Source organism: Yeosuana marina, from assembly GCF_011762485.1.
GTDB lineage: Bacteria > Bacteroidota > Bacteroidia > Flavobacteriales > Flavobacteriaceae > Yeosuana > Yeosuana marina.
In genome coordinates, this window is record NZ_JAAKGI010000025.1 from 220,852 (window position 1) to 245,742 (window position 24,891).

The window sequence follows — 24,891 nt, forward strand, 5'->3', positions numbered from 1 at the left end:
AGAGGCATTGATAAAATGATTGTTAGTTGATTTGTTAACAAACATGTATTTCATCTAGTTTTTTTGCGTGTTGTAGAAAAAGTAAGTATGTTTACGTACAATTTAAAATTTAAATGATGAAAAAAATAATTACTATTTTATTTATTGGATTAGTAAGTTTTTCGATAAATGCACAAGAGAAAACTGCAAAAATTGAGTTTAAATCAGACACAATAGACTATGGAACCATTGAAAAAGGATCCAATGGCTTACGTGTTTTTGAGTTTACCAATACAGGTGATGCTCCTCTTATAATTTCCAGAGTAACATCTAGTTGTGGATGTACTGTTCCTACTTGGACAAGAGAAGCCGTTTTACCTGGTAAAAAAGGTGAAGTTCAAGTAAAATACGACACGAACAGAGTCAATCCTATAAGAAAAACAATTACGGTTATTTCTAATGCAGAGACCCCAACTGTTGCCTTAAAAATAAAAGGTGAAGTTATTGATTCTAGTAAAGAAAGTATTCTTGAAAAAAAAGATAAAAGTCTTGTTGAACAATAATACAAGATATAGATAATTTAAAAAAGACCTAAAACAATGCATTGTTTTAGGTCTTTTTTATTGAAATAAGTTTTCTAACTGAAAATATACCGTAAACACTCTACTGTTTCGTTCAACTACTAATTTTATTCTTGTTCCCTCTTTATCATAAAATTTTTTCATTAAATCTTGTAAATTATATTTGTGCGCAGCTTTTCCATTAACACTTAAAACAACATCTCCTAGTTGTAATCCTACTCTTTCTGCGGGAGAATCTTTTCTAAGTTCAACAATAGTATAAACTGGTTCTAGAAAAGATTCATAACTAGGACTAAGAATTATACTGTTCATTTCATTAGTCCCTTTAACTGTCCCTCTATTGTTTCGATTAAAATTAAAGTCTACTATCTTCACAGTCCTTACTCCATCATGAGCTAATTCAATGCCACTTTTATTGTAACCAAATTCTTGTCTATATAAGCTATTCTTTTTCAAAACAATAATAGCTTTTTGATAATCCAATATCATATTGAAACGTTTTAAAACATTACCCGCTAAACTTCCATTTCTATCTTTATTTTTTTTCGCAAACGAAATTGAAGAAGAATCTGGAAACGCTACATTAGCGTTTTTTAGCACAAACCTATTTAATGAGAACTCATCAAGTTTAGATCGTTTACCGTAAACACTTCCGCTTAAACCGTGACCCAGAAAATCATAAAAATACTTTTCATCATTCTTTATACCTAATTCTTCATCTTCAAACAACCATAAAGCATCACTTCCTCCTGAATCAATCAGCAATTTTACTGGTATGCTTTTACTATTAATTTTAACATGAGCATTTAGATATGGCTTATTATTATAAAACTCTAAATTAAGCGTTTCGCATTTCTTGCATTTTCTATATCGGTATTTCTCAGATTCAGTTAATCTTATAAATTTTCTTGAATAATTAATCTCAACTACCAAATCTTTAAACAAATCGTAACCAATTATCCCGTGAACGGAGATCCCTAATCTTGGAGCAAAATTGATTTTATCATTAGTTATTGCAAATAATTCATGCTGTACCTTAATTGCATCACCTATTTTGAATTTATTGTTTCTTGACTTTAGAGCTTCTAAAGATTCTCCTTCACCCAAACCCCTTAAATAAACAGGTTCGGTATCCCTAATTTTTAAGGAATCTGATAGATTCAAATAATTAAAAAGAATTGTTTTACTTACGCCCGTATCTAAAATAAAAGCTAATTCAACATCATTAAGTTCTACTGGAATAATGATTAAATTATTAATTAACTTAAAATGTACTTTATCAGATTTTTTTAAATTATTAACTACAAATTTACCTTGAGAAAATATAGAATCATTAAACCATACAAACAACACAAATATGATTAGTACTTTTTTCATAAAACAATAGTTCTTAATGGTCTCTATGAATTTACAAATCCTTTTCATCATTGCTTCAATTATGCTCGTTTTTTAAATAAACTTTAAGATAATTTTCTCAACTTTGTATCAAAATTTATAATAAATGCCAAAAATTTCAAGCAAAGGACAATCAATGCCCCAATCACCAATTAGAAAATTGGTACCATATGTTGAAAATGCATACAAACAGGGCAAAACTGTTTATTATTTAAATATAGGTCAGCCTGATATAAAAACACCCGAAATAGCATTAGATGCTGTTAAAACACATTCTTTAGAGATTTTAGCCTATACAAGGTCTGAAGGGTCTGAAGAATACCGAAAAAAAATAGCTAATTATTATCATAAAAAAGATATTGAGGTAACACATGAAAATATTATTGTAACTACAGGTGGTAGTGAGGCTTTATTATTTGCTTTCGGTAGCATTATGGATTCTGACGATGAAATTATCATTCCGGAGCCTTTTTATGCAAATTATAATGGTTTTTCTGTGGCATCAGGTATCAATATTGTTCCTGTTATTTCTAAAATTGACGATGATTTTGCCTTACCTCCCATTGAAGAGTTTGAAAAACTAATTACACCTAAAACGAAGGCTATTCTAATCTGCAATCCAGGAAATCCAACAGGTTATTTATATTCTAAAGAAGAGATTAAGCAACTGGCAGATCTTGTAAAAAAACATGATTTGTTTATAATTGCTGATGAAGTATATAGAGAGTTTGCCTATGATGGTATTTCTCATTATTCAATTATGCAAGAAGAAGGTTTAGGAGAGCATGCCATCATGATTGACTCTGTTTCAAAACGCTATAGTATGTGTGGTGCAAGAATAGGCTGTTTGGTCTCAAAAAACGAAGCTGTCATTCAAACGGCATTAAAATTTGCTCAGGCCAGACTTAGTCCACCAACATTCGCGCAAATAGCAAGTGAAGCCGCCCTTGAAACGCCTCAAAGTTATTTTGATGAAGTTATAGAAGAATATGTTGACAGAAGAAACACATTAATAACTGAATTACAAAAAATTGAGGGTGTTAAAGTAGCAAAACCAAATGGAGCCTTTTATTGTATAGCAGAATTACCTATTAAAAATTCTGATGATTTTGCTCAATGGCTTTTGGAACATTACGACCATAACGGGGAAACTGTTATGGTAGCGCCAGCAGCAGGATTTTATTCAACTCCTGGCGTTGGTTTAAACCAAATTAGAATTGCATACGTACTTAAAAAAGAGAGTTTAATAAAAGCAGTTAATATTATTAAAGAAGCATTAAAGGTCTATAAAGATTAATGCAGATCCAACATAACATATCACTAAAACCCTATAACACATTTGGTATTGATGCAACTGCCAAACATTTTGTTTCAGTTTCAAATAGTGATCAATTGAAATCTGTTTTAAGTTTAAAAGAGTATCCTAACAAGCTAATTTTGGGTGGTGGCAGTAATATGTTACTCACTAAAAATCAAGATAAATTGGTTATTCATATAAACTTAAAAGGCATAGAAATTCTTTCTGAAGATGAAGACTTTGCCATAGTAAAAGCTAATGCAGGTGAAAATTGGCATGAATTTGTCCTTTGGTGTATGGCTAATAATTTTGGTGGTATTGAAAATTTATCATTAATTCCTGGAAATGTTGGCACATCTCCAATCCAAAATATTGGCGCGTATGGTGTGGAATTAAAAGACCATTTTGTTTCCTGTGAAGCCTTATCACTAACAACATTAGAAACGCATACATTCACAAAACCAGATTGTCAATTTGGCTACAGAGATTCTATTTTTAAACGACAAGAAAAAGAAAAACACATCATAACTAGTGTTACTTTTAAATTCACAAAACGCAACCACATTTTAAACACTAACTACGGTACTATTTCATCAGAACTAGAATCAATGGGTATTAAAAACCCTACTATACAAGATATTTCTAAAGCCGTAATATCCATAAGAGAGAGCAAACTACCAAATCCAAAAGATATCGGAAATAGCGGTAGTTTCTTTAAAAATCCAGTTATTACCAACAAGCAATTTGAAACCTTATTACTAAACTTCCCTGAGGCACCAAGCTACTCGGTTTCAGAAAACGAAGTTAAAATCCCTGCGGGATGGCTTATAGAAAAAGCTGGTTTTAAAGGAAAGCGTTTTGGGAACTATGGTGTCCATAAAAACCAAGCACTCGTTTTAGTTAACTACGGACAAGCTCAAGGTTCTGATATTTTAAAACTTTCAAAATTAATTCAAAAAACCGTTTTACGTATTTTTAATATTTCAATTGAAGCCGAAGTAAATATTATTTAATTTGAAATAAAAATCTAACTTTGAAGCTTTTAAAGTATTATATTAACTTATAATTTAAACACAACGCATCTTGATTTCACCAATAGAAACTGAAATAGTAAGTTTACTTGAGAAGGGCGACAAAAAAGCTATAACCCTCTTATACGAGTATTATTCTGACTCCATTTATGGAGTTATTTTGAAGATTATTTCTGACGAAGATGTTGCTCAAGATGTTCTTCAGGAAAGTTTTGTTAAAATCTGGAAAAACTCAAAAAAGTATGATGCAAGTAAAGCTAAATTATTTACATGGCTTTACAGGATTGCCTACAATACGGCTATTGATAAGGTTAGATCTTTTAAAAATAAAAACGATAAAGAAGTCCAAATTGAAACATCATCCGTATATAGAATAACATCAAACGAATTAAATCAAGACGTATTAGACATTCAAAAGCACTTAAGTACTTTAGATGAAAAATACCAAATAGTTATAAATGCCCTCTTTTTTGAAGGCATGACACAACAAGAAGCAAGTGAAGAATTAGATATTCCACTTGGAACAATAAAATCGAGATTAAAAATTGGATTACGTGAACTGAAAAAAATTTACAATCCTTAATAAAAATAGTCATGAATGAAAAAATAATTACTTTTTTAAATTCTGGCCTATTAGAAAAATATCTATTAGGAGAAACTTCTTCTGAAGAAACTAAACAAGTTGAAACCTATATTTCAAGACATCCAGAAGTCGAGAACGCATACAACACCTTGCAATTTAACTTAGAAATAGTTGCAAAAAGCAATGCTGTTGAAGCTCCAAAAAATATATTAAATAATATTTTAGAAGAGCTTGATGAGAAGCCTGTAATAAAGATGAATGCTAGCAAAAAATATAAAAAGTGGCATAAGCTTAGTATTGCCGCTAGTATTGCAGCCTTAATTTTTGCAGGACAGTCATTTTATCTTCATATTAAGAACCAAAAACTATCAGAAGAAAATCAAGTGGTAGTCGATGAGATTTTTGATTTACGAAGTGATATTCAAAATAACAATAAGAAATTGGATGATATTATGCATCAGTTTAAACAGCTTAACGACCCAGAAACGTATAAATACATTATGCAGGGAAATAGTCGAGCTAAAAATTTAAAAACAGTTGCCTATATAAATCCTAAAGAGAAAACATCGATGATTGATGTGGTGTCTTTACCTCAATTGCCAAAAGAACAGTGTTACCAAATATGGGCAGAATTACAAGGTAAAATGGTGAGTTTAGGAATTTTGAGTGAAACAGATAGACAACTAAGAGCCATTCCGTATACCGAAGATGCTCTTGGTTTAAATATTACTATTGAACCTAAAGGAGGAAATACAGTTGCTTCATTGGAAAACTCAGTAGCAGAAATTCAATTAAAATAGATTAATAGCACGTATTAAAAAAAGCCTCATTTTAAGTTTAAAATGAGGCTTTTTTGATTATAAATAATTATTTATTCTTTATCAAAAAGTGCTTTATGGATAAGACCAGCTACTATAGCACCAGCTATTGGAGCAACCCAAAATAGCCATAACTGACTGGTAAATTCTCCTCCTGCAAATAATGCCTGACTTGTTGATCTGGCTGGATTAACAGAGGTGTTTGTTATTGGTATGCTTATTAAATGTATTAAAGTTAAACCCAAACCAATGGCTATTGGAGCAAATCCTTTTGGAGCTCTTTCATTAGTGCTTCCTAATATAATTAATAAGAAAAATGCAGTTAATAAAAACTCTGCCACTAAAGCAGACGTCATTGAATAGCCTCCTGGAGATAAATCACCATATCCGTTAGCAGCAAAACCACCAATATCTACGAAATCAGATTTTCCAGATACAATTAAATATAAACCACCTGCAGCAGCAATAGCTCCAATTAATTGGGCTATAATATACCCCAATAAATCTTTTCCTTCAAACTTACCACCTGCCCATAAACCAAGAGATACGGCAGGATTAAAATGTGCGCCAGAGATATGTCCTACAGCAAAAGCCATAGTTAATACCGTAAGACCAAATGCCAACGCTACACCAGCAAAACCAATTCCTAATTCTGGAAAAGCAGCTGCGAAAATTGCACTTCCACAGCCTCCAAAAACAAGCCAAAACGTTCCGAAGAACTCTGCAAATAATTTTTTCATAAATTAAAATATTAATGTTAGGTAAAATAAATATAGCTATTATTCTTATTTAGACTCAAAAAAATACAAAATGTCACTACCATTCTAATGTATGTGTTTTATGTAAAAGCATTATCTTTGTATAAAATTTTTAAATACATGAAACTTCTATTAATAACAATTGCGTTACTAGGATTAGGATTTGCAGGAATAGCAATAAAAATTTGGGCTAAAAAAGATGGCAAATTTGCAGGAACATGTGCTAGCCAAAATCCTGCATTAAACAAAAATGGTGAACCATGTGGTTTTTGCGGAAAAACACCTGATCAATTTAGCAAGTGTGATGAACCTCAACATGCTTCGTAGTTTATGACATTTCTTGATGTTGTATTCTACTTATTCATTTTTGTGGTTAGTATTCAAATTATTTTCCAGATTTTTTTCTTTGGGAAATTTGCAGTCATAAAATCTTTTAAAAAAAAGTCAACTAAAGTTGGTGTTTCAGTAATTATCTGCGCTAAAAATGAAGCAGAAAATCTGGAAATGTTTTTACCTTCAGTTATTTCACAAAAGTATCCTGATTTTGAAATAATTCTTATAAACGATGCCTCAAAAGACAATACTCTTGAGGTTATGGAATCTTTTCAAAACAAACATGACCATATTAAAGTGGTTGATGTAAAAAATGTTGAAGCCTTTTGGGGAAACAAAAAATATGCTCTAACTCTGGGTATAAAAGTAGCCAAACATGACTACCTATTGTTTACTGATGCCGATTGTAAACCAGTCTCCAATAACTGGATTTCTCAAATATGTTCTCATTTTGATGATTCTAAAACCATTGTTTTAGGATATGGTTCATATAAAAAAATTAAAAAATCATTATTGAACAAACTCATTCGTTTTGAAACCCTACAAACAGCCATAACATATTTTTCATTTGCTAATGCTGGATTAGCATATATGGGAGTTGGCAGAAATTTGGCCTACAAAAAAAGTGAGTTCTTTAAAGCTAATGGTTTTGTAAACCATATAAAAGTGCGCTCTGGTGACGACGACTTGTTTGTTAATCAAATTGCAACATCTTCCAATACTGCTATTTGCTTTTCTGAAGATAGCTTTACAGAATCTATACCAAAAACCTCTTTTAAAAACTGGTATAAACAAAAGCGAAGACATGTTTCAACGGCAAACTATTATAAATTAAAGCACAAACTATTATTAACTATTTTATATAGTTCTCAACTTTTATTTTGGCTTTTAGCTACTCTACTCTTTACGCAATTATTTAATTGGCAAATAGTATTAGGTTTATTCCTTTTTAGGCTTCTAGCCCAATATACAGTCTTCATCCTTTCTGCAAAAAAAATGGAAGAAAAGGACATCTTATTTTTACTTCCTTTCTTAGAAATCTTTTTAATTTTTACGCAATTAACTATCTTTATAAATAATCTTGTTTCAAAACCAAATCATTGGAAATAAAAGAAGCTATTAATAGAGCTAAACTGAATGATCAAAAAGCATTTAATTTTTTATTAGATACGTTTTGGGATGACGTATATGGCTTTCAATTAAAACGTATTGAAAATGAAAATGATGCTGAAGATATCACGATTCAAACATTTTCAAAAGCATTCGATAAAATTGATACTTTTAATGATGATTTTAAATTTAAAACTTGGCTGATTACTATTTCTAAAAATATTCATATTGACTTATTAAGAAAGCATAAAAATCATATTCCGCAAAGAAATTTTAATGATGTTGAAAAAGCGTATCAAATTCTTGATGAATCCCCTTCTGTAGAAGACACTTTGATTACCGAACAAAATTTAGCAAAATTACTTCGCGATATCAAAAAGTTAAAACCAGAATATCAAGAAATCATCAACTTAAGATACTTTCAAGAATTAAGTTATAAAGAGATTTCTAAAGAACTTAATGAACCAATGAATAACGTAAAAGTTAAACTATTACGTGCAAAAAAACTACTTGCAGAAATTATTCAGAAATCAAAATGATTACTAAAATAAAAAACTTAGGTCCAGGTTTATTATTTGCTGGTGCGGCTATTGGCGTGTCGCATTTAGTACAATCTACGAGAGCGGGAGCCGATTTTGGTTTAGGATTACTTTGGGCATTATTACTGGTAAATTTGTTTAAATATCCATTTTTTCAATTTGGACCAAGATATGCAACAGCTACTGGCGAGAGTTTACTTGACGGCTACAGAAAACTCGGGAAAGGTGTGTTAATAACCTACTTTATCCTTAATATAGCAACGATGTTTACCATTCAAACCGCAGTAACCATCGTTACAGCAGGATTAGCTTCCTCATTGTTTGGTAATTTTATCTCTGTTCAAGTATGGACCGTAGTTATTATTATGATTTGTTTTAGCATACTAATTTTAGGAAAATACAAATTATTGGATAAAATTATGAAGGTAATTGTTTTAACACTTACCATTAGCACCATTGCGGCCGTATTGATGGCATTTTCAAACACTTCAAACCCTATTTCAATGAAGCAAATTCTACCAAGTAATAGTCTTGAAATAGCTTTTTTAATTGCTTTTATGGGATGGATGCCTGCTCCATTAGATGTGTCTGTATGGCAATCACTTTGGGCTATTGAAAAAAACAAAGACACTAAAAACTATTCTCCGAAATCTGCTTTGTTTGATTTTAATATTGGTTATTTAAGTACTATTATAATTGGTATTGGGTTTCTTCTCTTGGGAGCTCTTGTAATGTTTAATAGTGGAGAAACATTTAGTAATTCGGCAGGCGTTTTTTCAAGTCAATTAATAAACATGTATGCACAAAGTTTAGGTAATTGGGCGTATTATATCATTGCCATAGCTGCCTTTACTACCATGTTTAGCACAACTCTCACAACATTGGATGCCTCTCCGAGAGCTATGAACAAATCTATTGAACTACTTTTTGAAACGTCTTTTAAATACGGTTATTTATCTTGGATTATTTTACTTGCTTTAGGAACTATTAGTATCTTTTTCTTTTTAGCTTCTGAAATGGGACTGCTCATAAAAATTGCAACGATTTTATCATTCATAACGGCACCATTTTATGCTATAATTAATTACAAATTAATTTCGAGTAGGCATACACCAAAAGAATGGAGACCCTCTCGGGAACTACATATTTTAAGCTGGCTTGGAATTATTTTTTTGGTAGGATTTAGCATCTGGTATCTTACTACATTATAAGCCTTGTTTTAGAGAATACTTTGTATCTTTGTGCCTTTATTTTTGGTTGAGGAACGAGCATGCTAAAAAAGCTTATCACCCAAATAAATGATTAATAGCAAACAGCATGTGACTATTCAAAAACAATAAAACAAACACATGAAAACAGAAACAATTTCAAATATATTACCAGGAGAACGTATAGGCAAACCTAAGTGGTTACGAGTAAAATTACCTACTGGTAAAAAATATACTGAACTGAGAGGTTTAGTTGACAAATATAAACTTAATACGATTTGCACCTCTGGAAGTTGCCCAAATATGGGAGAATGTTGGGGAGAAGGAACTGCAACATTTATGATTTTAGGAAACATTTGTACGCGTTCTTGCGGTTTTTGTGGTGTAAAAACTGGGAGACCTGAAAGTATAGATTGGGATGAACCAGAAAAAGTAGCTCGTTCCATAAAACTTATGAAGATTAAGCATGCCGTTTTAACCAGTGTAGATCGGGATGATATTAAAGATATGGGAAGCATTATGTGGGCAGAAACCGTTAAAGCTGTGCGCAGAATGAATCCAGAAACAACCCTTGAAACCCTTATCCCAGATTTTCAAGGTATAGAGCAGCATATTGACAGAATTATAGAGGTTGCTCCTGAAGTAGTCTCACATAATATTGAAACCGTAAGACGACTGACTCGTGAAGTGCGTATTCAGGCAAAATACGATAGAAGCTTAGGTGTTTTAAAATATTTAAAAGCACAGGGACAACGCAGAACCAAATCTGGTATTATGCTAGGTCTTGGTGAAACCCGAGAAGAAGTTATTGAAACACTGCACGATTTAAAAGCCAACAATGTAGATGTCGTGACTATTGGTCAATACCTGCAACCAAGTAAAAAACATTTACCAGTTCAACAATTTATCAATCCAGACCAATTTAAAGAATACGAAGAAATTGGGCTAGAACTAGGATTTCGCCATGTTGAAAGTAGTGCTTTGGTACGTTCTTCATACAGAGCCCAAAAACACATTCTTTAAAGATGATTACTATTGCTATCAATGGCTTTGGTAGAATTGGCAGACGTGTTTTTAGATTACTGCAAGAGCGTCATGATATTCAAGTAGTTGCCATTAATGATTTAGCGAATGCAAAAACCTTAAGTCACCTTCTTAAGTATGACAGTATTCATGGTGTTTTTAAAGAAAATATCTCACATACTAACAACCAAATTATTGTTAATAATCGAGCCGTTGACTTACTAAATTACAAACACCCTAAGGACATAAACTGGGCGCCCTATCATATAGATTTTGTTATAGAATCTACTGGTAAGTTTAAAACAAAAGAAGAATTAGAATATCATCTAATCAATGGCGCAAAACAGGTTATTTTAAGTGTTCCTCCTACTGAAGATGATATAAAAACGATTGTATTAGGTGTTAATGACTCTTCTATAGAGGGTTCGGAGTCAATCATCTCAAATGCTTCTTGTACGACTAACAACGCTGCTCCAATGATTGATGTTATAAACAAGCTGTGTGGCATTAACCAAGCCTATATAACCACTGTTCATTCTTATACAACAGATCAAAGTTTACATGACCAACCACACCCAGATTTACGAAGATCGAGAGCTGCAGGACAATCAATTATTCCAACAACAACTGGAGCCGCAAAAGCTTTAACAAAAATTTTTCCTGAATTATCTGATGTTATTGGGGGTTGTGGTATTAGAGTACCAGTCGCAAATGGTTCACTAACAGATATTACATTTAATGTTAAAAAAACGACAACCATTAAACAAATAAATGAAGCTTTTAAAAATGCATCCAATCATCACTATAAAGGCATTATAGAATACACCGAAGATCCTATTGTTTCTATTGATATAGTTGGTAATACGCATTCTTGCATATTTGATTCTCAAATGACATCAGTTATTGGAAATATGGTTAAAATAATTGGCTGGTATGATAATGAAACAGGATATTCTAGCAGAATCATTGATTTATTATGTAATTTATCGATGAAATGCAACGTTTTATCGGAAAAATAATTATATTTGTCGGTAATAGTGAAATATATGACCCCAATCTGTAAACACATATTTATCATTTTTATATTATTGACTTTCAGTATGTCATCACAGAATTCTGTTGAAAAAGATCCTGAAATTATTCAAAACAATATAAAATATAGGATTACACAATCAGAATACGATATTGATAACTTTAATTATTTTGAAGCTCAAAAAAAGCTTGATGATGCTCTAGACATAGCTTCTAGTATTGATGACAAAAAAAATATTGGTATTATTTTCACAAAAAAAGCGAGACTTCAATTATTTATAGAAAACCTAGAAGAAGCTATTGTATCTATTAACAAAGCTATTGAGGTACAACGTCTTATAAAGGATAACGAAAATCTAGGCAATTCTTACAAAATATTCGGAGATATTTATGAAAAAAAGAAAAATTATAAGCAAGCACTAGATTATTATAGATCTGCTCAAACACTTTTTGATCAAGAAGGATTAAACAAAAATTTAGCCGAAGTCTTATTAAGTGAAGGAAAAACGTATATTCAATTAAAAGAATACAATAAAGCCAGAAGTCTTATTGAACACTCATTAGATTTAGCTAAAAGATTTGAATTACCTAAAATAGAAAGTAGTGCATCCATTAATCATGGAAAAGTATATTCTGTTCTAGGAGATTATGAAAAGGCTCTTAACTATGCCAAAGCTGGTTTATCTATTGCAAAAAGTAATAATTTTGCAGAAATTTTAAATGAGGGCTATTTTGTTTTAAGCAACATCAATGAAAAACTTGGAGACTATAAACTTTCAAATGATTATTTAAGAGCCCACATAAAACTATCTGATTCTCTCAGACAAGTTAAACGAGCAAACTTAACTGAAGGCAAAAAAATTCAGGTTCTGCTTAACGATCAAATTGAAAACAATAAAAAGCAGGAAGAGGAATTAAAAAAAGAAAAGGATAAAAATGACTTGGGTACTTTAATTTCTATTTTAAGTGTAGCCCTTATAACCATCTTATCACTATTAACGCTTTCGCTTTACAAAAACAATAACATCCGGTTAAAAACTAACAATATGCTCCATAAAAAAAATGGAGAACTTATTATTGCTAAAGAGAAAGCAGAATTAGCATCAAAAACAAAAGCTAATTTCTTATCCACAGTTACTCATGAATTAAGAACTCCTTTATATGCTGTAACAGGTTTGAGTAATATGCTTTTAGAAGAAAACCCTAAACCTGAGCAAATTCAACATTTAAAATCACTAAAATTCTCAGGCGATTATCTGCTAACGTTTATAAATGACATCCTACAAATAAATAAAATTGAAGCCAACAAAGTGGATATTGAGCCCGAATTATTCAATTTAAAAAAGAAAATAAACAATATTATTTTAGCTTTAAATAATTCGGCAGAAGATAATAACACAAAACTTCATTTAGAATACGATAAAACGCTACATCAAAACTTTATTGCAGATCAATTAAAAATATCTCAAATCCTTATTAACCTAATTGGAAACTCTATCAAATTTACAAAAGATGGAGATATATGGATTAGAGTTTATAAACTGAGTGAAGAGAACGGCATTTACAATTTACGTTTCGAAATTGAAGACAATGGTATTGGAATAAGTCAAGAGAAACAAGAAAACATGTTTGAAAGTTTCTCACAAGGATCTATCCAAATAAACCGAAAATATGGTGGAACAGGCTTAGGACTTTCTATTGTTAAAGGGTTAATTGAAATACTTAAAGGAAAAATATATTTAAAAAGTGAACTAGGTAAAGGTTCTACATTCTATTTTGAAATTCCATTAAAATATTCTGGTGAGGAAATTAAAGAAACCAAAAAGCCTCAGTTTAATGAGACTAAGGAATTAGATTTAAGTAAAGTTAAAGTTCTTGTGGTTGAAGACAACAAGATCAATCAAATGATTACTAAGAAAATTTTAACCAAAATGGAACTTAACTGTGAGGTTGTTGATAATGGAGAAGCTGCCGTTGACAAGGTTAAAACAAATAAATATGATATTGTTTTAATGGATATTCACATGCCAGGAATTAGTGGTATTGAAGCAACAAAAATCATTAGAACTTTTGATAAAAACTTAACTATTTTCGCTTTGACTGCCGTGACTATTGAAGATAAGATGCATGAATTTGACGAAGCTGGCTTTACCGATATCATTCCTAAGCCTTTTAAACAAGAAGAGTTTGAGAAAAAATTGTTTAATGCGCTTAGTAAATCTGATAAACCTGCTACAACTTAGTAACTATAAAATCTGTAATTAAGTTATTAAATTTTAACGAATCATCTATACTAACTTTGATTGGTAAATAATATAATTTGCCTCTCAACGAATCGATTTTTTGTAACCTCACAAAATCCTTTTCGGTAGTAACTATGAGTTCTTTTTTATTTAATTCTTCTATATCTTGTCGTGAAAAATCGTGATGATCTTTAAAATTTAAATGCTCAAATTTCAAATTCTTTTTCTTTAAATGAGTTACCAATGGCTGCGGATTAGCTATACCTGTCATCAAAGTAAACTCCTTTAAATCTTCTATATTTATGTCAGCATTAAATGATTTCAATGCATCAGAATAAACAATAGAACTAAAAAAAACCGTCTGGTATTTATAAGGGTTAATAGCCTTTATTACACTATTTTTTTTCTCTTCGGTTAAATCTACTGGGCATTTTGTGATTACAATAATATGAGCACGTTTTGCTCCGCTAATTGGTTCTCTTAAATCACCTGCTGGCAACATGCAATCTGCCGTGTACATATTAGAATAGGTAGTCAATAAAATATTTAATCCAGCTTTAACTTTTCTATGTTGAAAGGCATCATCCAATAAAATAATTTCTGGTGAATTTTCTTTTTCTAATGATTTCAATATTTCTATACCATGCACCCTATCCGCATCAACCGCTACTTGAATTTTATCTTTGAATTTTGAATAAAATTGAAAAGGTTCATCTCCTAAACTGTCAGCAGATGCCTCAGAATTTGCTAATTGAAAACCTTTTGTTTTTCGTTTGTAACCTCTACTTAATGTGGCAATGTTGTAATCATCCTTTAACAACTCTATTAAATATTCTATCATTGGTGTCTTTCCTGTTCCACCAACACTCAAATTACCCACGCAAATCACAGGAAAATCAAAAGATGTCGATTTTTTCACTCCAGCATCATACAACTTATTTCGTAACCATGTCACCCCAAAATACACAGGGGCAAAAGGAAATAGCAATTTTCTATAAAATTTTACTGGCACAAAATGGATTTTAAATTAAAGTCTAAAACACAAAGTAAAGATTATTTTTTTTAAAAGGTTGAATGTGTCAATTGAAAAATAATAACTAATGGTTCAAACTAATTATTTTATCTTTGATACAAAATAAACATACTATGATTATTCAAGATGTCATCAATCATTTAGAAGACTTTGCGCCTCTAGCCTATGCCGAAGATTTTGATAACGTTGGTTTATTGGTTGGTAATAAAAATGCTAAATTAAGTGGCATTTTGGTAACTCTAGATACTCTTGAAAGCGTTGTTGATGAAGCCATAGAAAATAACTGCAACCTTATTGTAAGTTTTCATCCTATTATCTTTAAAGGCTTAAAAAAAATCACAGGAAAAACTTATGTAGAACGTGTTGTTTTAAAAGCTGTAAAACATGATATAGCCATTTATGCTATTCACACAGCTTTAGACAATTCGTTTAAAGGTGTCAATGATGTAATTTGTAATAAGCTAGAATTAATCAACAAAAAAGTACTCATCCCTCAGCCACAAACTATTAAAAAATTAACAACCTTTGTTCCACAAGCAGAAGCCGAACAACTTAGAAATGCCATTTTTAAAGTTGGGGCTGGCAACATTGGTAATTATTCAAATTGCAGTTTTAATGTTGAAGGCACGGGAACCTATAAAGGAAATGAATATTCAAATCCAACTAAAGGATTAAAAGGAACTGCACATAGCGAAAAAGAAACTCAAATTACGATTACGTATGCTAAACATTTAGAATCTCAGGTTTTAAAAACTCTTTTCAATACTCATTCCTATGAAGAAGTCGCTTATGAAATAACAACACTCGAAAACAAAAACCAACATATTGGTATAGGAATGGTTGGTGAATTAAAAGAACCAATGAGTGAAATAGATTTTCTAACCTATCTAAAATCAAAAATGAATACATCAAATATCAGACATTCAGTTCTGTTAGGCAAACCCATTAAAAAAGTTGCTGTGTTAGGCGGATCAGGAAGTTTTGCTATTGAAAAGGCTAAAGCCGCTGGTGCTGATGTATTTATAACAGCCGATTTAAAATATCACGACTTTTTTTCAGCCGAAAACAACATTATTTTAGCTGATATTGGACATTATGAAAGTGAACAGTTCACAAAAAATCTTTTAGTAGCACATCTTACGAAAAAAATTACTAATTTTGCAGTCGTTTTATCAAAGATAGATACCAATCCTGTTAAGTATTTTTAAAGTATGACAAAAAAGAAAGAAGTAACTGTAGAAGAGCGTTTAAGAGCTCTTTACGATTTACAGCTTATTGACTCTCGTATAGATGAAATAAGAAATGTTAGAGGAGAACTTCCTTTAGAAGTTCGTGATTTAGAAGATGAAGTTGCTGGTTTGAACATTAGATTAGAAAAATTAGTTTCTAGTTTAGATGTTATTGACAATGATATTGTTGCTAAAAAAAATCTAATAGAAGAAGCTAAAGCTTTAATTAAAAAGTATAGCGAACAACAAAAAAATGTTAGAAATAACAGAGAATTCAATTCTTTAACAAAAGAAGTTGAGTTTCAAGAATTAGAAATTGAATTAGCTGAAAAGCATATTAAAGAATATAGGGTTCAAATAGAGCAGAAAAAAGAAGTTATTGCTGAAACTAAAGAACGATTAAAAGAGCGTGAAAATCACTTAAAGCATAAAAAAAGTGAGCTTGATGCTATTTTAGCTGAAACTCAAAAAGAAGAAGAAGCTTTAATTGCAAAATCTGAAGATTATAAAGAACAAATTGAAGATCGCTTAGTTGCTGCTTATACTAGAATTCGTGAAAATGTAAAAAATGGTTTAGCAGTAGTTGCCATTGAAAGAGGTGCTTCTGGTGGATCTTTCTTTACTATTCCGCCTCAAGTACAGGTAGAAATTGCTTCAAGAAAAAAAATTATTACGGATGAGCATAGTGGAAGAATTCTAGTAGATGGAGTTCTTGCTAATGAGCAAAAAGCGAAAATGGAGAAAATGTTTTCAAAACTTTAATCCACTCAAAAAATAATATTAATAAGGCTTCAATCTACATTGAAGCCTTATTTTTTTAATAAAATTTTTTATGATTTTTATTAAGGTTTCATGATTTTATTCGTCTATTATAAAAAAAGATTAAAAATTATGAAAAAGTTGCTTCCCCTATTATTAATATCCCTACTTTTTAGTTGTCAAAATTCAGCACAAAATAAAAAAGACCAAAATTCTTTAATGAATGTTAAACCGGTTGAAGTACCTATGAAAAATGGAAAAGCTAAAGCTTATTTTTCAAGTGGTTGCTTTTGGTGTGTTGAAGCCATTTATGAAAGTGTAAAGGGTGTCGATGAAGTTATAAACGGATACTCTGGTGGTCATACCAAAAACCCAACCTACGAGGCAAGTAATACTGGTAGAACGGGCCATGCAGAATCAGTTGAAGTTATTTATGATCCAAAAATAGTAAGTTTTGCAACCTTAGTTGATGTTTATTTTGGTTCGCAAAACCCTTTACAATTAAATGGTCAAGGTCATGATATTGGCTCACAGTATCGCTCCATTATTTTTTATCAAAATGAGGAACAAAAACAAATTATAGAATCTAAAAAGGCCGCATTGGAAAAGAAACTGAATGCTAAAGTCGCTGCTGAGGTTTATCCATTTCAAAAATTTTGGAAAGCAGAAGATTATCACCAAAACTATGTCCGTTTACATCCAGGAAACAGTTATGTACAGAACGTTTCAATTCCAAGATTAAATCGGTTTAAAGCTAAATTTCCTCAATTATTAAAAGATAACAATTAGAGTTTTGTCGCTTTTATGGTAAAAATTAAAGGATACAATTGATTCTTTGTAGTGTACATACCAGATTTTGTTTTTATCAAATCTGGTAGTACATCATAAGGACTTTCATTAAATTCTTTTAAATAATCTATATGTAATCCTGCTTCGGTTAATACCGAAACTACTTCGCCCAGACCATGATTCCAACCATATTCTTTGCTAATCATTTTTGATTCTGTATCGGCGTACGTCCCTTCATATTCTTCATAAATTACCTCGTCTTGCATATAGCCATATTTCATAATAGGTTTCCCTTCCAGATAGTCAAACATCCAAACAATCGGGTGAAACTCTGCCATAAAAAAGGTGCCTCCGTCTTTTAAACGTTCAGCAATCATTTGTCCCCAAGGTTTTAAATCGGGCAACCAACCAATAACACCATAACTGGTAAATACAATATCAAATGTTTCTTTAATATACTTAGAAGTTTCTAATACATTGCAACAAATAAATTCGGCATCTAATTTTAATTCTTCAGTAAGAGATTTTGCTAGTTTTATTCCTTCATCACTTAAATCTACACCTGTACACATGGCTCCCATCCTACTCCAACTCAATGTGTCCTGCCCAAAATGACATTGTAAATGCAACAACGTCTTTCCTTTAACATCTCCTAAGGCATCAAGCTCGTAAGGCATTAATGATGATTTTCCTTTTTTAAAAGCATCCAAATCATACATGTCGCTTTGCACATGTATTTTAACCTTTTCATTCCATGTGGCTTTATTAACTTTAAAATAATTTTCGTTAGAATTCATCTTCAAATTATATCTTTACAAAAACCTAAATTATGAAAAATTCTATTTACATATTAGCTTTAGCATTCGTTGTGGTTTCTTGTAAAGAAAATAAAAAATCCGTTACCTCTCCAACACCTCTAAGTATTGCTGAAAAAATAGCCAATGCGAATGGGTTTAAACACTGGAAGGATATATCTGAAATAGACTTCACTTTTAATGTAGACAGAGATTCCTCTCATTTTGAACGATCCTGGAATTGGAAACCAAAAACTAGTGATGTGACTTTAATATCTGGAAAAGACACCATTTCATACAACAGAAAATCTGTAGATAGTCTCTCGTTAAATGCTGACAAAGGCTTTATTAACGATAAATTTTGGTTACTAGCTCCGTTTCAATTAGTTTGGGACAAAGGCACGACCATTTCTGAACCTAGCCTTGAAGAAGCTCCTATAAGCAAACAAAAGCTTAACAAAATTACGCTAACTTATACTAGCGATGGTGGCTATACGCCTGGTGATGCTTATGATTTTTATTATGGTGATGATTTTTTAGTCAAAGAATGGATTTACAGAAAGGGTAATTCTAAAGAACCTTCAATGATAACCTCATGGGAAAATTATGAAGATTTTAATGGCTTAAAAATTGCAAAAGAACACAAAAAACCTGAAGGAAAATGGAAACTTTATTTTTCAAATATTAAAGTAAAATTTAACTAAAATTTTTGAAAATTAATAAGAATTAAAAGATCTAAAACTTATTTGTAAGACGTATATAACATATAAATTTTCCGCTTTATGCGTCTATATATATCAAAAGTGCTTCAGTAAAAAAACTGAAGCACTTTTCTTTTTCCAACTATTTACTTTATCCTTTAAAGTCTTCTTTTACATGTGCTCCGTCACAATACGGTTTATTATGAGACATCCCACATCTGCAAAATGCTGTAGTTTTATTCTTTGTTTCTTTATTTCCGTCTTTATGAGTAACATTTAAGGTTCCATAAACGAGCAAAGGACCATTTTCCATAACTTCAACTTTAGTTTCTAAAACTTTAGAAGTTTTATTGCTTTCAGCATTCATATAATAACTTAAAGCTCCTGAAGGACATTGCTTAACTTGTTGTATTAAAGCTTCAGTCGACACCTTATCTATTTTTATCCAAGGCTTATCCTTAGGTTTAAAAACATCTGGTAATCCTTTAACGCAAACAGCAGAATGAATGCATGCTTCTGGCTTCCAAACTACTGTTACATCTCCGTTGGAATATTCTTTTGTTTTACTCATTTCTTAAAGTTTTTTTATAAATATACAAAATTTCATATCAGCTAAAATCTCAATTTTGAAGCTTCCTTTCTAATTATATAATCCTTATTTTTGTTAAGAACCAAAACATAAATCACTTTGTTAAACTATCAGTTAAGTCTTGATTTTGCCAAAGAGCAAGACAAAAATGACCCATTAGCCTCCTATAGAAATCAATTTCATATTCCGAAGAACAACCAAGGAAATGAGTTGATTTACATGACTGGAAATTCGCTAGGTCTCCAACCAAAACAAACAAAAGCATACATTAATCAAGAGCTTGATGATTGGGCAAATTTAGGTGTTGAAGGGCATACCGATGCTAAAAACCCATGGCTAAAATATCATGAATATTTAACGGATAGTATGGCTAAAATTGTAGGAGCTAAACCTATAGAAGTCGTGGTTATGAATACATTAACGGCCAATTTACACTTCATGATGGTATCCTTTTATAAACCAACCAAAAAACGTTTTAAAATACTTATCGAAGCTGATGCCTTTCCATCTGATAAATATGCGGTTGAATCTCAATTGCGTCATCATGGATTTGATGATAAAGCAGGATTAGTCCTTTGGAAAGCCAGACAAGGTGAAGAATTAGCTAGATACGAAGATCTCGAAGCCATATTAGAAACTCACGGCGGCGAGATTGCTTTGATTATGATTGGCGGTGTTAACTATTATACGGGTCAATATTTTGATTTAAAGCGCATCACAAAACTTGGTCATAAATACGGTTGTATGGTTGGTTTTGACTGTGCTCATGGTGCTGGAAATGTAGAACTTAATCTACACGATTCTGGATCGGATTTTGCCGTTTGGTGTACCTATAAATATTTAAATTCTGGTCCTGGAAGTTTAGCCGGATGTTTTATACATGAGCGTCATGCTTATAACAGAGACCTTAACCGATTTACAGGCTGGTGGAGTCATAACAAAGAAACACGCTTTAGAATGCGTGATGAGTTTGACCAATTACCTGGTGCTGAAGGTTGGCAATTAAGCAATCCGCCTGTATTATCAATGGCAGCTATTAAAGCCTCTTTAGATATGTTTGATAAGGTTGGAATTAAAAAGCTAACTGAAAAATCTAAAAAACTAACAGGCTATTTTGAGTTTTTATTGAAACAATTAGGTGAAGATGTTATTAAAATCATTACTCCAAATAATCCTGAAGAACGCGGTTGTCAATTGTCTATTCAAGTTTTGAATGCAGACAAAAGTTTGCATAATAAGTTAACAGAAGCTGGAGTGATAAGTGATTGGCGAGAACCCGATGTGATACGTTGTGCACCCGTTCCGTTATATAATTCATATCAAGATGTCTATTATTTGGTTGAACGATTGAAACACATTTTAAATGAATAAACAGCAAAACGTATTAATTATTGGTGCAGGACTTTGCGGTTCTCTCCTAGCCTTGCGCTTAGGCCAACGTGGTTACAATGTAACTGTTTACGAAATGCGTCCAGACTTACGCAAAGTAGATATTTCTGCAGGTCGTTCTATCAATTTAGCATTTTCAGATCGTGGTAATAAAGCCATGAAATTGGTTGGATTAGAAGACAAAGTGAAAGCGCTTTGTATTCCCATGAACGGACGAATGATTCATGATACAGAAGGCAATACGTTTTTATCTAATTATAGCGGGCGAGATCATGAATATATTAATTCCATTTCTCGAGAAGACTTAAATGCCTTGCTCTTAAATGAAGCTGAAAAGCATGACCACATCACCATTCATTTCAACAAAAAATGTAAATCCGTTGATTTTGAAAATACAACGGCAATTTTTAAAGATTACGAAACCAACAGTGAGTTTGTAGAAGATGCTGATATTATTATTGCTACTGATGGAGCAGGTTCGGCCATGCGAAAAAGCTATTATTTAGGTAAAAAATTCTTGTTTAGTTTCTCTCAGGATTACCTAACACACGGTTATAAAGAACTTAGTATTCTTCCAACCAAAACGGGTGATTATAAAACCTATAAAAATGCGCTTCACATCTGGCCCAGAGGCGCTTTTATGCTAATTGCGTTACCTAATTTAGACGGAAGTTTTACGGTAACGTTCTTTTTAAGTTATGACGAAGGCAAATACAATTTCAACAACCTTAATAGTCCAGAAATAGTTAATGAATTCTTCGAAAAAGAATTTCCTGATGCTTTAGCAATCATGCCAAATCTAACAGACGATTTCTTTAAAAATCCGACATCGCCCTTAGGAACCGTTAAATGTTCACCGTGGCACTACAAAGGCAATACTTTGCTTATGGGAGATGCGGCTCACGCTATTGTACCGTTTTATGGGCAAGGTATGAATGCTTCTTTTGAAGATGTGGTTGAATTTGATAGCGTTTTAGAAGCACACAAAAACCCAACCTCTGAAAGTGATTGGGAAACCATTTTTAAAACTTACGAAAACTCACGTAAAAAAGATACTGATGCCATTGCCGATTTAGCTATTGACAATTTTCATGAAATGAAAGAGCACACCGCTAACCCTATATTTCAGGAAAAGCGTAAATTAGAAATGGCTTTAGAAAAGTATTTTCCGGAAGACTATTCGTCAAAATATGCCTTGGTAACGTTTAATGAAGACATTGGGTATCGTGAGGCTATGTTAAAAGGTCGCGCACAAGACAAAGCTATTTTAAATATGCTAGCAGATGGTGATATCGCGACTGACATTGACATGACAAAAGAAAATTTAAAGTCTGTTTTAGAAAACATAAAAACCGAAACCCAAGCCATTCTTGAAGATGATAGAATTGCGGGGCTAAAATAAATAATTATGAGTAAAGATAAAACGGTAACTCCTAGAGGCGCCTATCCCCATACAAAGCGTGTTGGAGATTTTATATTTGTATCAGGAACTAGTTCGCGTCGCGCAGACAACACAATTGCAGGGGTTGATATTATTGACAATATGGGAACAAAGCGTTTAAATATTGAAGTACAAACTCGGGAAGTATTGTTAAATATTGAAAAGAATTTGGCTAAAGAAGGCGCCACATTAAAAGATGTGGTTGATGTCACCTCTTTTTTAGTAAACATGAATGATTTTGCTGGTTATAATAAAGCCTATGCTGAATTTTTTAATGCTGAAACCGGACCCGCACGTACAACAGTTGCCGTACATCAATTGCCTCATCCAGATTTAGTGGTTGAGATTAAGGTGATGGCCTATAAGAAATTATAATGCATACTATCCAAAACTACATCAACGGAAACTTTCATGACCCAGTATCGAATGATTGGATAGATAATTATTGTCCTGCCAACGGTGAAATCTATGGTAAAATTCCTAACTCATCAAAAGATGATGTAGAAAACGCCTATATTGCTGCACAATCTGCATTTCCTAGTTGGTCTCAAACCACTTTAGAAGAACGAAGCAGAATCTTAATTAAGATTTCAGAATTAATAGAGGAAAATTTACAACGATTTGCTGAAGCAGAGAGTAAAGATAATGGCAAACCTATCAGTTTGGCTAAAGTAGTTGATATACCAAGAGCTGCCAGTAACTTTCGTTTTTTTGGTAATGCTATTACCCAATTCGCTAGTGAAAGTCATGAAAGTATTGGTCAAGACGCTGTTAACTATACCTTACGCCAACCTCTAGGCGTTGTTGGTTGCATTTCTCCTTGGAACTTACCGCTATATTTATTCACTTGGAAAATTGCGCCTGCCATAGCTGCCGGAAATTGTGTGGTTTCTAAACCTAGCGAAATTACTCCCATGACTGCTTACCTTCTCGGAGACATCTGCAACCAAGCCGGCTTGCCAAAAGGTGTTTTAAACATCGTTCATGGTTTGGGTAGCACAACAGGGCAAGCCATCATAGAACACCCAGATATTAAAGCCATTTCATTTACTGGCGGAACAACTACCGGTTCACACATTGCAAAAGTAGCTGCACCTATGTTTAAAAAATTGTCTTTGGAATTAGGCGGTAAAAACCCAAACATCATTTTTGCTGATTGTGATTATAATGAAATGTTAGAAACAACCGTGCTGTCCTCATTTTCCAATCAAGGGCAGATTTGCTTATGTGGAAGTCGCATTTTTGTTGAAGCATCCATATACAAACAATTCAAACAAGATTTTATAGCTAAAGTAAAGCGTCTTAAAGTTGGACATCCATCGGAACCAGATACTAACATTGGTGCTTTGGTATCAAAATCACATTTAGAAAAAGTGATACAGTATATTGAAATTGCTAAACAAGAAAACGGAACTGTTTTATGTGGTGGACATGAAGTAAGCGTTAAAGGATTTGAAAACGGATATTATTTAGAACCTACCATTATTGAGGTTTCTACAGATGAATGTCGAATAAACCAAGAAGAAGTTTTTGGTCCGGTAGTTACTATTATGCCTTTTAACACTGAAGATAACGTTCTGCAAATGGCTAATAAAGTAAAATATGGTCTATCTGCAACCATATGGACGAACGATTTAAAACGAACCATGCGATTGAGCAACCAAATACAAGCTGGTATTGTTTGGGTAAATACTTGGATGATGCGTGATTTAAGAACACCTTTTGGAGGCGTGAAAGCATCTGGGGTTGGCAGAGAAGGTGGTTTTGAAGCACTTCGTTTTTTTACCGAAGCTAAAAATGTGTGTATCAAATATTGAAAACTAAATGTCTCCTCGAGCGCAGTCGAGAGGTTTAATATGAAATTGTATTATGTTTACATCTTAAAATGTTCTGACAACCTTACTTATACAGGAATTACGAATGATTTAGCTAGACGTTTGGAGGAACACCAAAAAGGATTAAACAAAAATTGTTTCACATATAAAAGAAGACCTTTAATATTAATTTTTAAACAAGAATTTAATGATGTTGAACAAGCTATCTATTTTGAAAAGAAAATAAAAAATTGGAGTTCAAAAAAGAAATTTGCATTAGCAAATGGTGATTTTGATATGTTACAAATTTTATCTGAATGTAGAAATGCAACTCATTCCGATTTTAAACCTGAAAATGATTAAGGTCTCGACTGCGCTCGACCTGACAAATCTCGACTGCGCTCGACCTAACAATAAAATAAG

26 protein-coding genes are annotated in these 24,891 nt (G+C 32.1%); 21 read left to right on the top strand and 5 right to left on the bottom strand.

Annotated features, from left to right (window positions below):
- Positions 1–116: 116 nt before the first annotated feature.
- Positions 117–542, top strand: coding sequence for a DUF1573 domain-containing protein (locus tag G5V56_RS13360; RefSeq protein WP_166965824.1), 426 nt, complete (start codon positions 117–119; stop codon positions 540–542).
- A 57-nt stretch (positions 543–599) separates the two neighbouring features.
- On the opposite strand, the gene G5V56_RS13365 is transcribed toward G5V56_RS13360, so the two are convergent.
- Complete coding sequence (locus tag G5V56_RS13365) at positions 600–1,937, bottom strand: aspartyl protease family protein (RefSeq protein WP_166965827.1); 1,338 nt, start codon at positions 1,935–1,937, stop codon at positions 600–602.
- A 124-nt stretch (positions 1,938–2,061) separates the two neighbouring features.
- On the opposite strand from G5V56_RS13365, the gene G5V56_RS13370 reads away from it, so the two are divergent.
- The 4 genes from G5V56_RS13370 to G5V56_RS13385 all read left to right on the top strand — a co-directional run bounded on the left by G5V56_RS13370 (position 2,062) and on the right by G5V56_RS13385 (position 5,666).
- Positions 2,062–3,252 carry a pyridoxal phosphate-dependent aminotransferase gene (locus tag G5V56_RS13370; RefSeq protein ID WP_166965831.1) on the top strand — a complete coding sequence of 397 codons (1,191 nt, stop codon included), beginning with the start codon at positions 2,062–2,064 and terminating at the stop codon, positions 3,250–3,252.
- Complete coding sequence (gene murB / locus G5V56_RS13375) at positions 3,252–4,265, top strand: UDP-N-acetylmuramate dehydrogenase (RefSeq protein ID WP_166965841.1); 1,014 nt, start codon at positions 3,252–3,254, stop codon at positions 4,263–4,265. The genes G5V56_RS13370 and murB overlap by 1 nt, the downstream gene beginning before the upstream one ends.
- Positions 4,266–4,335: 70 nt before the next feature.
- Complete coding sequence (locus G5V56_RS13380) at positions 4,336–4,866, top strand: RNA polymerase sigma factor (RefSeq protein WP_166965844.1); 531 nt, start codon at positions 4,336–4,338, stop codon at positions 4,864–4,866.
- Between the two features lie 11 nt (positions 4,867–4,877).
- On the top strand, positions 4,878–5,666 hold the full coding sequence (locus G5V56_RS13385) for an anti-sigma factor (RefSeq protein ID WP_166965846.1): 789 nt from the start codon (positions 4,878–4,880) through the stop codon (positions 5,664–5,666).
- Positions 5,667–5,737: 71 nt separating this feature from the next.
- On the opposite strand, the gene aqpZ is transcribed toward G5V56_RS13385, so the two are convergent.
- Positions 5,738–6,424, bottom strand: a complete 687-nt coding sequence (aqpZ, locus tag G5V56_RS13390; protein ID WP_166965848.1) for an aquaporin Z — start codon at positions 6,422–6,424, stop codon at positions 5,738–5,740.
- A 138-nt stretch (positions 6,425–6,562) separates the two neighbouring features.
- Between aqpZ and G5V56_RS13395 the strand changes: the two genes are divergently transcribed.
- The 7 genes from G5V56_RS13395 (at position 6,563) to G5V56_RS13425 (ending at position 13,930) form a co-directional block, all read left to right on the top strand.
- Entirely contained in the window at positions 6,563–6,769 is a 207-nt protein-coding gene (locus G5V56_RS13395; protein ID WP_166965850.1) for a membrane or secreted protein, read from the top strand.
- Between the two features lie 3 nt (positions 6,770–6,772).
- Positions 6,773–7,885: a glycosyltransferase gene (locus G5V56_RS13400; RefSeq protein WP_166965852.1), complete on the top strand. Its 1,113-nt coding sequence runs from the start codon at positions 6,773–6,775 to the stop codon at positions 7,883–7,885.
- Positions 7,876–8,424: an RNA polymerase sigma factor gene (locus G5V56_RS13405; protein ID WP_166965854.1), complete on the top strand. Its 549-nt coding sequence runs from the start codon at positions 7,876–7,878 to the stop codon at positions 8,422–8,424. Before G5V56_RS13400 ends, G5V56_RS13405 begins: the two co-directional genes overlap by 10 nt.
- Positions 8,421–9,635, top strand: a complete 1,215-nt coding sequence (locus tag G5V56_RS13410; protein ID WP_166965856.1) for an Nramp family divalent metal transporter — start codon at positions 8,421–8,423, stop codon at positions 9,633–9,635. Before G5V56_RS13405 ends, G5V56_RS13410 begins: the two co-directional genes overlap by 4 nt.
- A gap of 138 nt (positions 9,636–9,773) precedes the next feature.
- Positions 9,774–10,655, top strand: coding sequence for a lipoyl synthase (gene lipA, locus G5V56_RS13415; RefSeq protein WP_166965858.1), 882 nt, complete (start codon positions 9,774–9,776; stop codon positions 10,653–10,655).
- Between the two features lie 2 nt (positions 10,656–10,657).
- Positions 10,658–11,674: a type I glyceraldehyde-3-phosphate dehydrogenase gene (gap, locus tag G5V56_RS13420; RefSeq protein WP_166965860.1), complete on the top strand. Its 1,017-nt coding sequence runs from the start codon at positions 10,658–10,660 to the stop codon at positions 11,672–11,674.
- Positions 11,675–11,755: 81 nt separating this feature from the next.
- Positions 11,756–13,930, top strand: coding sequence for an ATP-binding protein (locus G5V56_RS13425; protein WP_240911315.1), 2,175 nt, complete (start codon positions 11,756–11,758; stop codon positions 13,928–13,930).
- Here G5V56_RS13425 and lpxK read toward each other — a convergent pair.
- On the bottom strand, positions 13,920–14,942 hold the full coding sequence (gene lpxK, locus G5V56_RS13430; RefSeq protein ID WP_166965864.1) for a tetraacyldisaccharide 4'-kinase: 1,023 nt from the start codon (positions 14,940–14,942) through the stop codon (positions 13,920–13,922). The two genes, G5V56_RS13425 and lpxK, sit on opposite strands and share 11 nt — an antisense overlap.
- 134 nt (positions 14,943–15,076) lie before the next feature.
- On the opposite strand from lpxK, the gene G5V56_RS13435 reads away from it, so the two are divergent.
- From G5V56_RS13435 to msrA, 3 genes are all read left to right on the top strand, one after another.
- Positions 15,077–16,171: a Nif3-like dinuclear metal center hexameric protein gene (locus tag G5V56_RS13435; RefSeq protein WP_166965866.1), complete on the top strand. Its 1,095-nt coding sequence runs from the start codon at positions 15,077–15,079 to the stop codon at positions 16,169–16,171.
- 3 nt (positions 16,172–16,174) lie between these two features.
- The gene (locus G5V56_RS13440) at positions 16,175–16,954 is read left to right on the top strand and encodes a zinc ribbon domain-containing protein (protein ID WP_166965868.1); all 780 of its coding nucleotides are present in this window, start codon (positions 16,175–16,177) and stop codon (positions 16,952–16,954) included.
- 129 nt (positions 16,955–17,083) lie between these two features.
- Positions 17,084–17,740 (top strand): peptide-methionine (S)-S-oxide reductase MsrA, encoded by a 657-nt coding sequence (gene msrA, locus G5V56_RS13445; RefSeq protein ID WP_166965870.1) that lies wholly within the window; start codon positions 17,084–17,086, stop codon positions 17,738–17,740.
- On the opposite strand, the gene G5V56_RS13450 is transcribed toward msrA, so the two are convergent.
- Entirely contained in the window at positions 17,737–18,537 is an 801-nt protein-coding gene (locus G5V56_RS13450; RefSeq protein ID WP_166965872.1) for a class I SAM-dependent methyltransferase, read from the bottom strand. The two genes, msrA and G5V56_RS13450, sit on opposite strands and share 4 nt — an antisense overlap.
- 32 nt (positions 18,538–18,569) lie before the next feature.
- Here G5V56_RS13450 and G5V56_RS13455 point away from each other — a divergent pair, with 32 nt between their 5' ends.
- A complete protein-coding gene (locus tag G5V56_RS13455; protein ID WP_166965874.1) occupies positions 18,570–19,238 on the top strand; it encodes a hypothetical protein in 669 nt (222 codons plus the stop codon).
- Positions 19,239–19,386: 148 nt separating this feature from the next.
- On the opposite strand, the gene G5V56_RS13460 is transcribed toward G5V56_RS13455, so the two are convergent.
- The gene (locus G5V56_RS13460; RefSeq protein ID WP_166965876.1) at positions 19,387–19,806 is read right to left on the bottom strand and encodes a (4Fe-4S)-binding protein; all 420 of its coding nucleotides are present in this window, start codon (positions 19,804–19,806) and stop codon (positions 19,387–19,389) included.
- A 117-nt stretch (positions 19,807–19,923) separates the two neighbouring features.
- Here G5V56_RS13460 and kynU point away from each other — a divergent pair, with 117 nt between their 5' ends.
- Genes kynU through G5V56_RS13485 form a run of 5 tightly spaced genes read left to right on the top strand, consistent with a single transcriptional unit; the run spans position 19,924 to position 24,831 of the window.
- The gene (kynU, locus tag G5V56_RS13465; RefSeq protein WP_166965878.1) at positions 19,924–21,195 is read left to right on the top strand and encodes a kynureninase; all 1,272 of its coding nucleotides are present in this window, start codon (positions 19,924–19,926) and stop codon (positions 21,193–21,195) included.
- Positions 21,188–22,615: an FAD-dependent oxidoreductase gene (locus G5V56_RS13470; protein ID WP_166965880.1), complete on the top strand. Its 1,428-nt coding sequence runs from the start codon at positions 21,188–21,190 to the stop codon at positions 22,613–22,615. Before kynU ends, G5V56_RS13470 begins: the two co-directional genes overlap by 8 nt.
- Before the next feature lie 6 nt (positions 22,616–22,621).
- Complete coding sequence (locus G5V56_RS13475) at positions 22,622–23,029, top strand: RidA family protein (RefSeq protein WP_166965882.1); 408 nt, start codon at positions 22,622–22,624, stop codon at positions 23,027–23,029.
- Entirely contained in the window at positions 23,029–24,471 is a 1,443-nt protein-coding gene (locus tag G5V56_RS13480) for an aldehyde dehydrogenase (protein WP_166965884.1), read from the top strand. The genes G5V56_RS13475 and G5V56_RS13480 overlap by 1 nt, the downstream gene beginning before the upstream one ends.
- A 39-nt stretch (positions 24,472–24,510) precedes the next feature.
- On the top strand, positions 24,511–24,831 hold the full coding sequence (locus tag G5V56_RS13485; protein WP_166965886.1) for a GIY-YIG nuclease family protein: 321 nt from the start codon (positions 24,511–24,513) through the stop codon (positions 24,829–24,831).
- Positions 24,832–24,891: the final 60 nt, after the last annotated feature.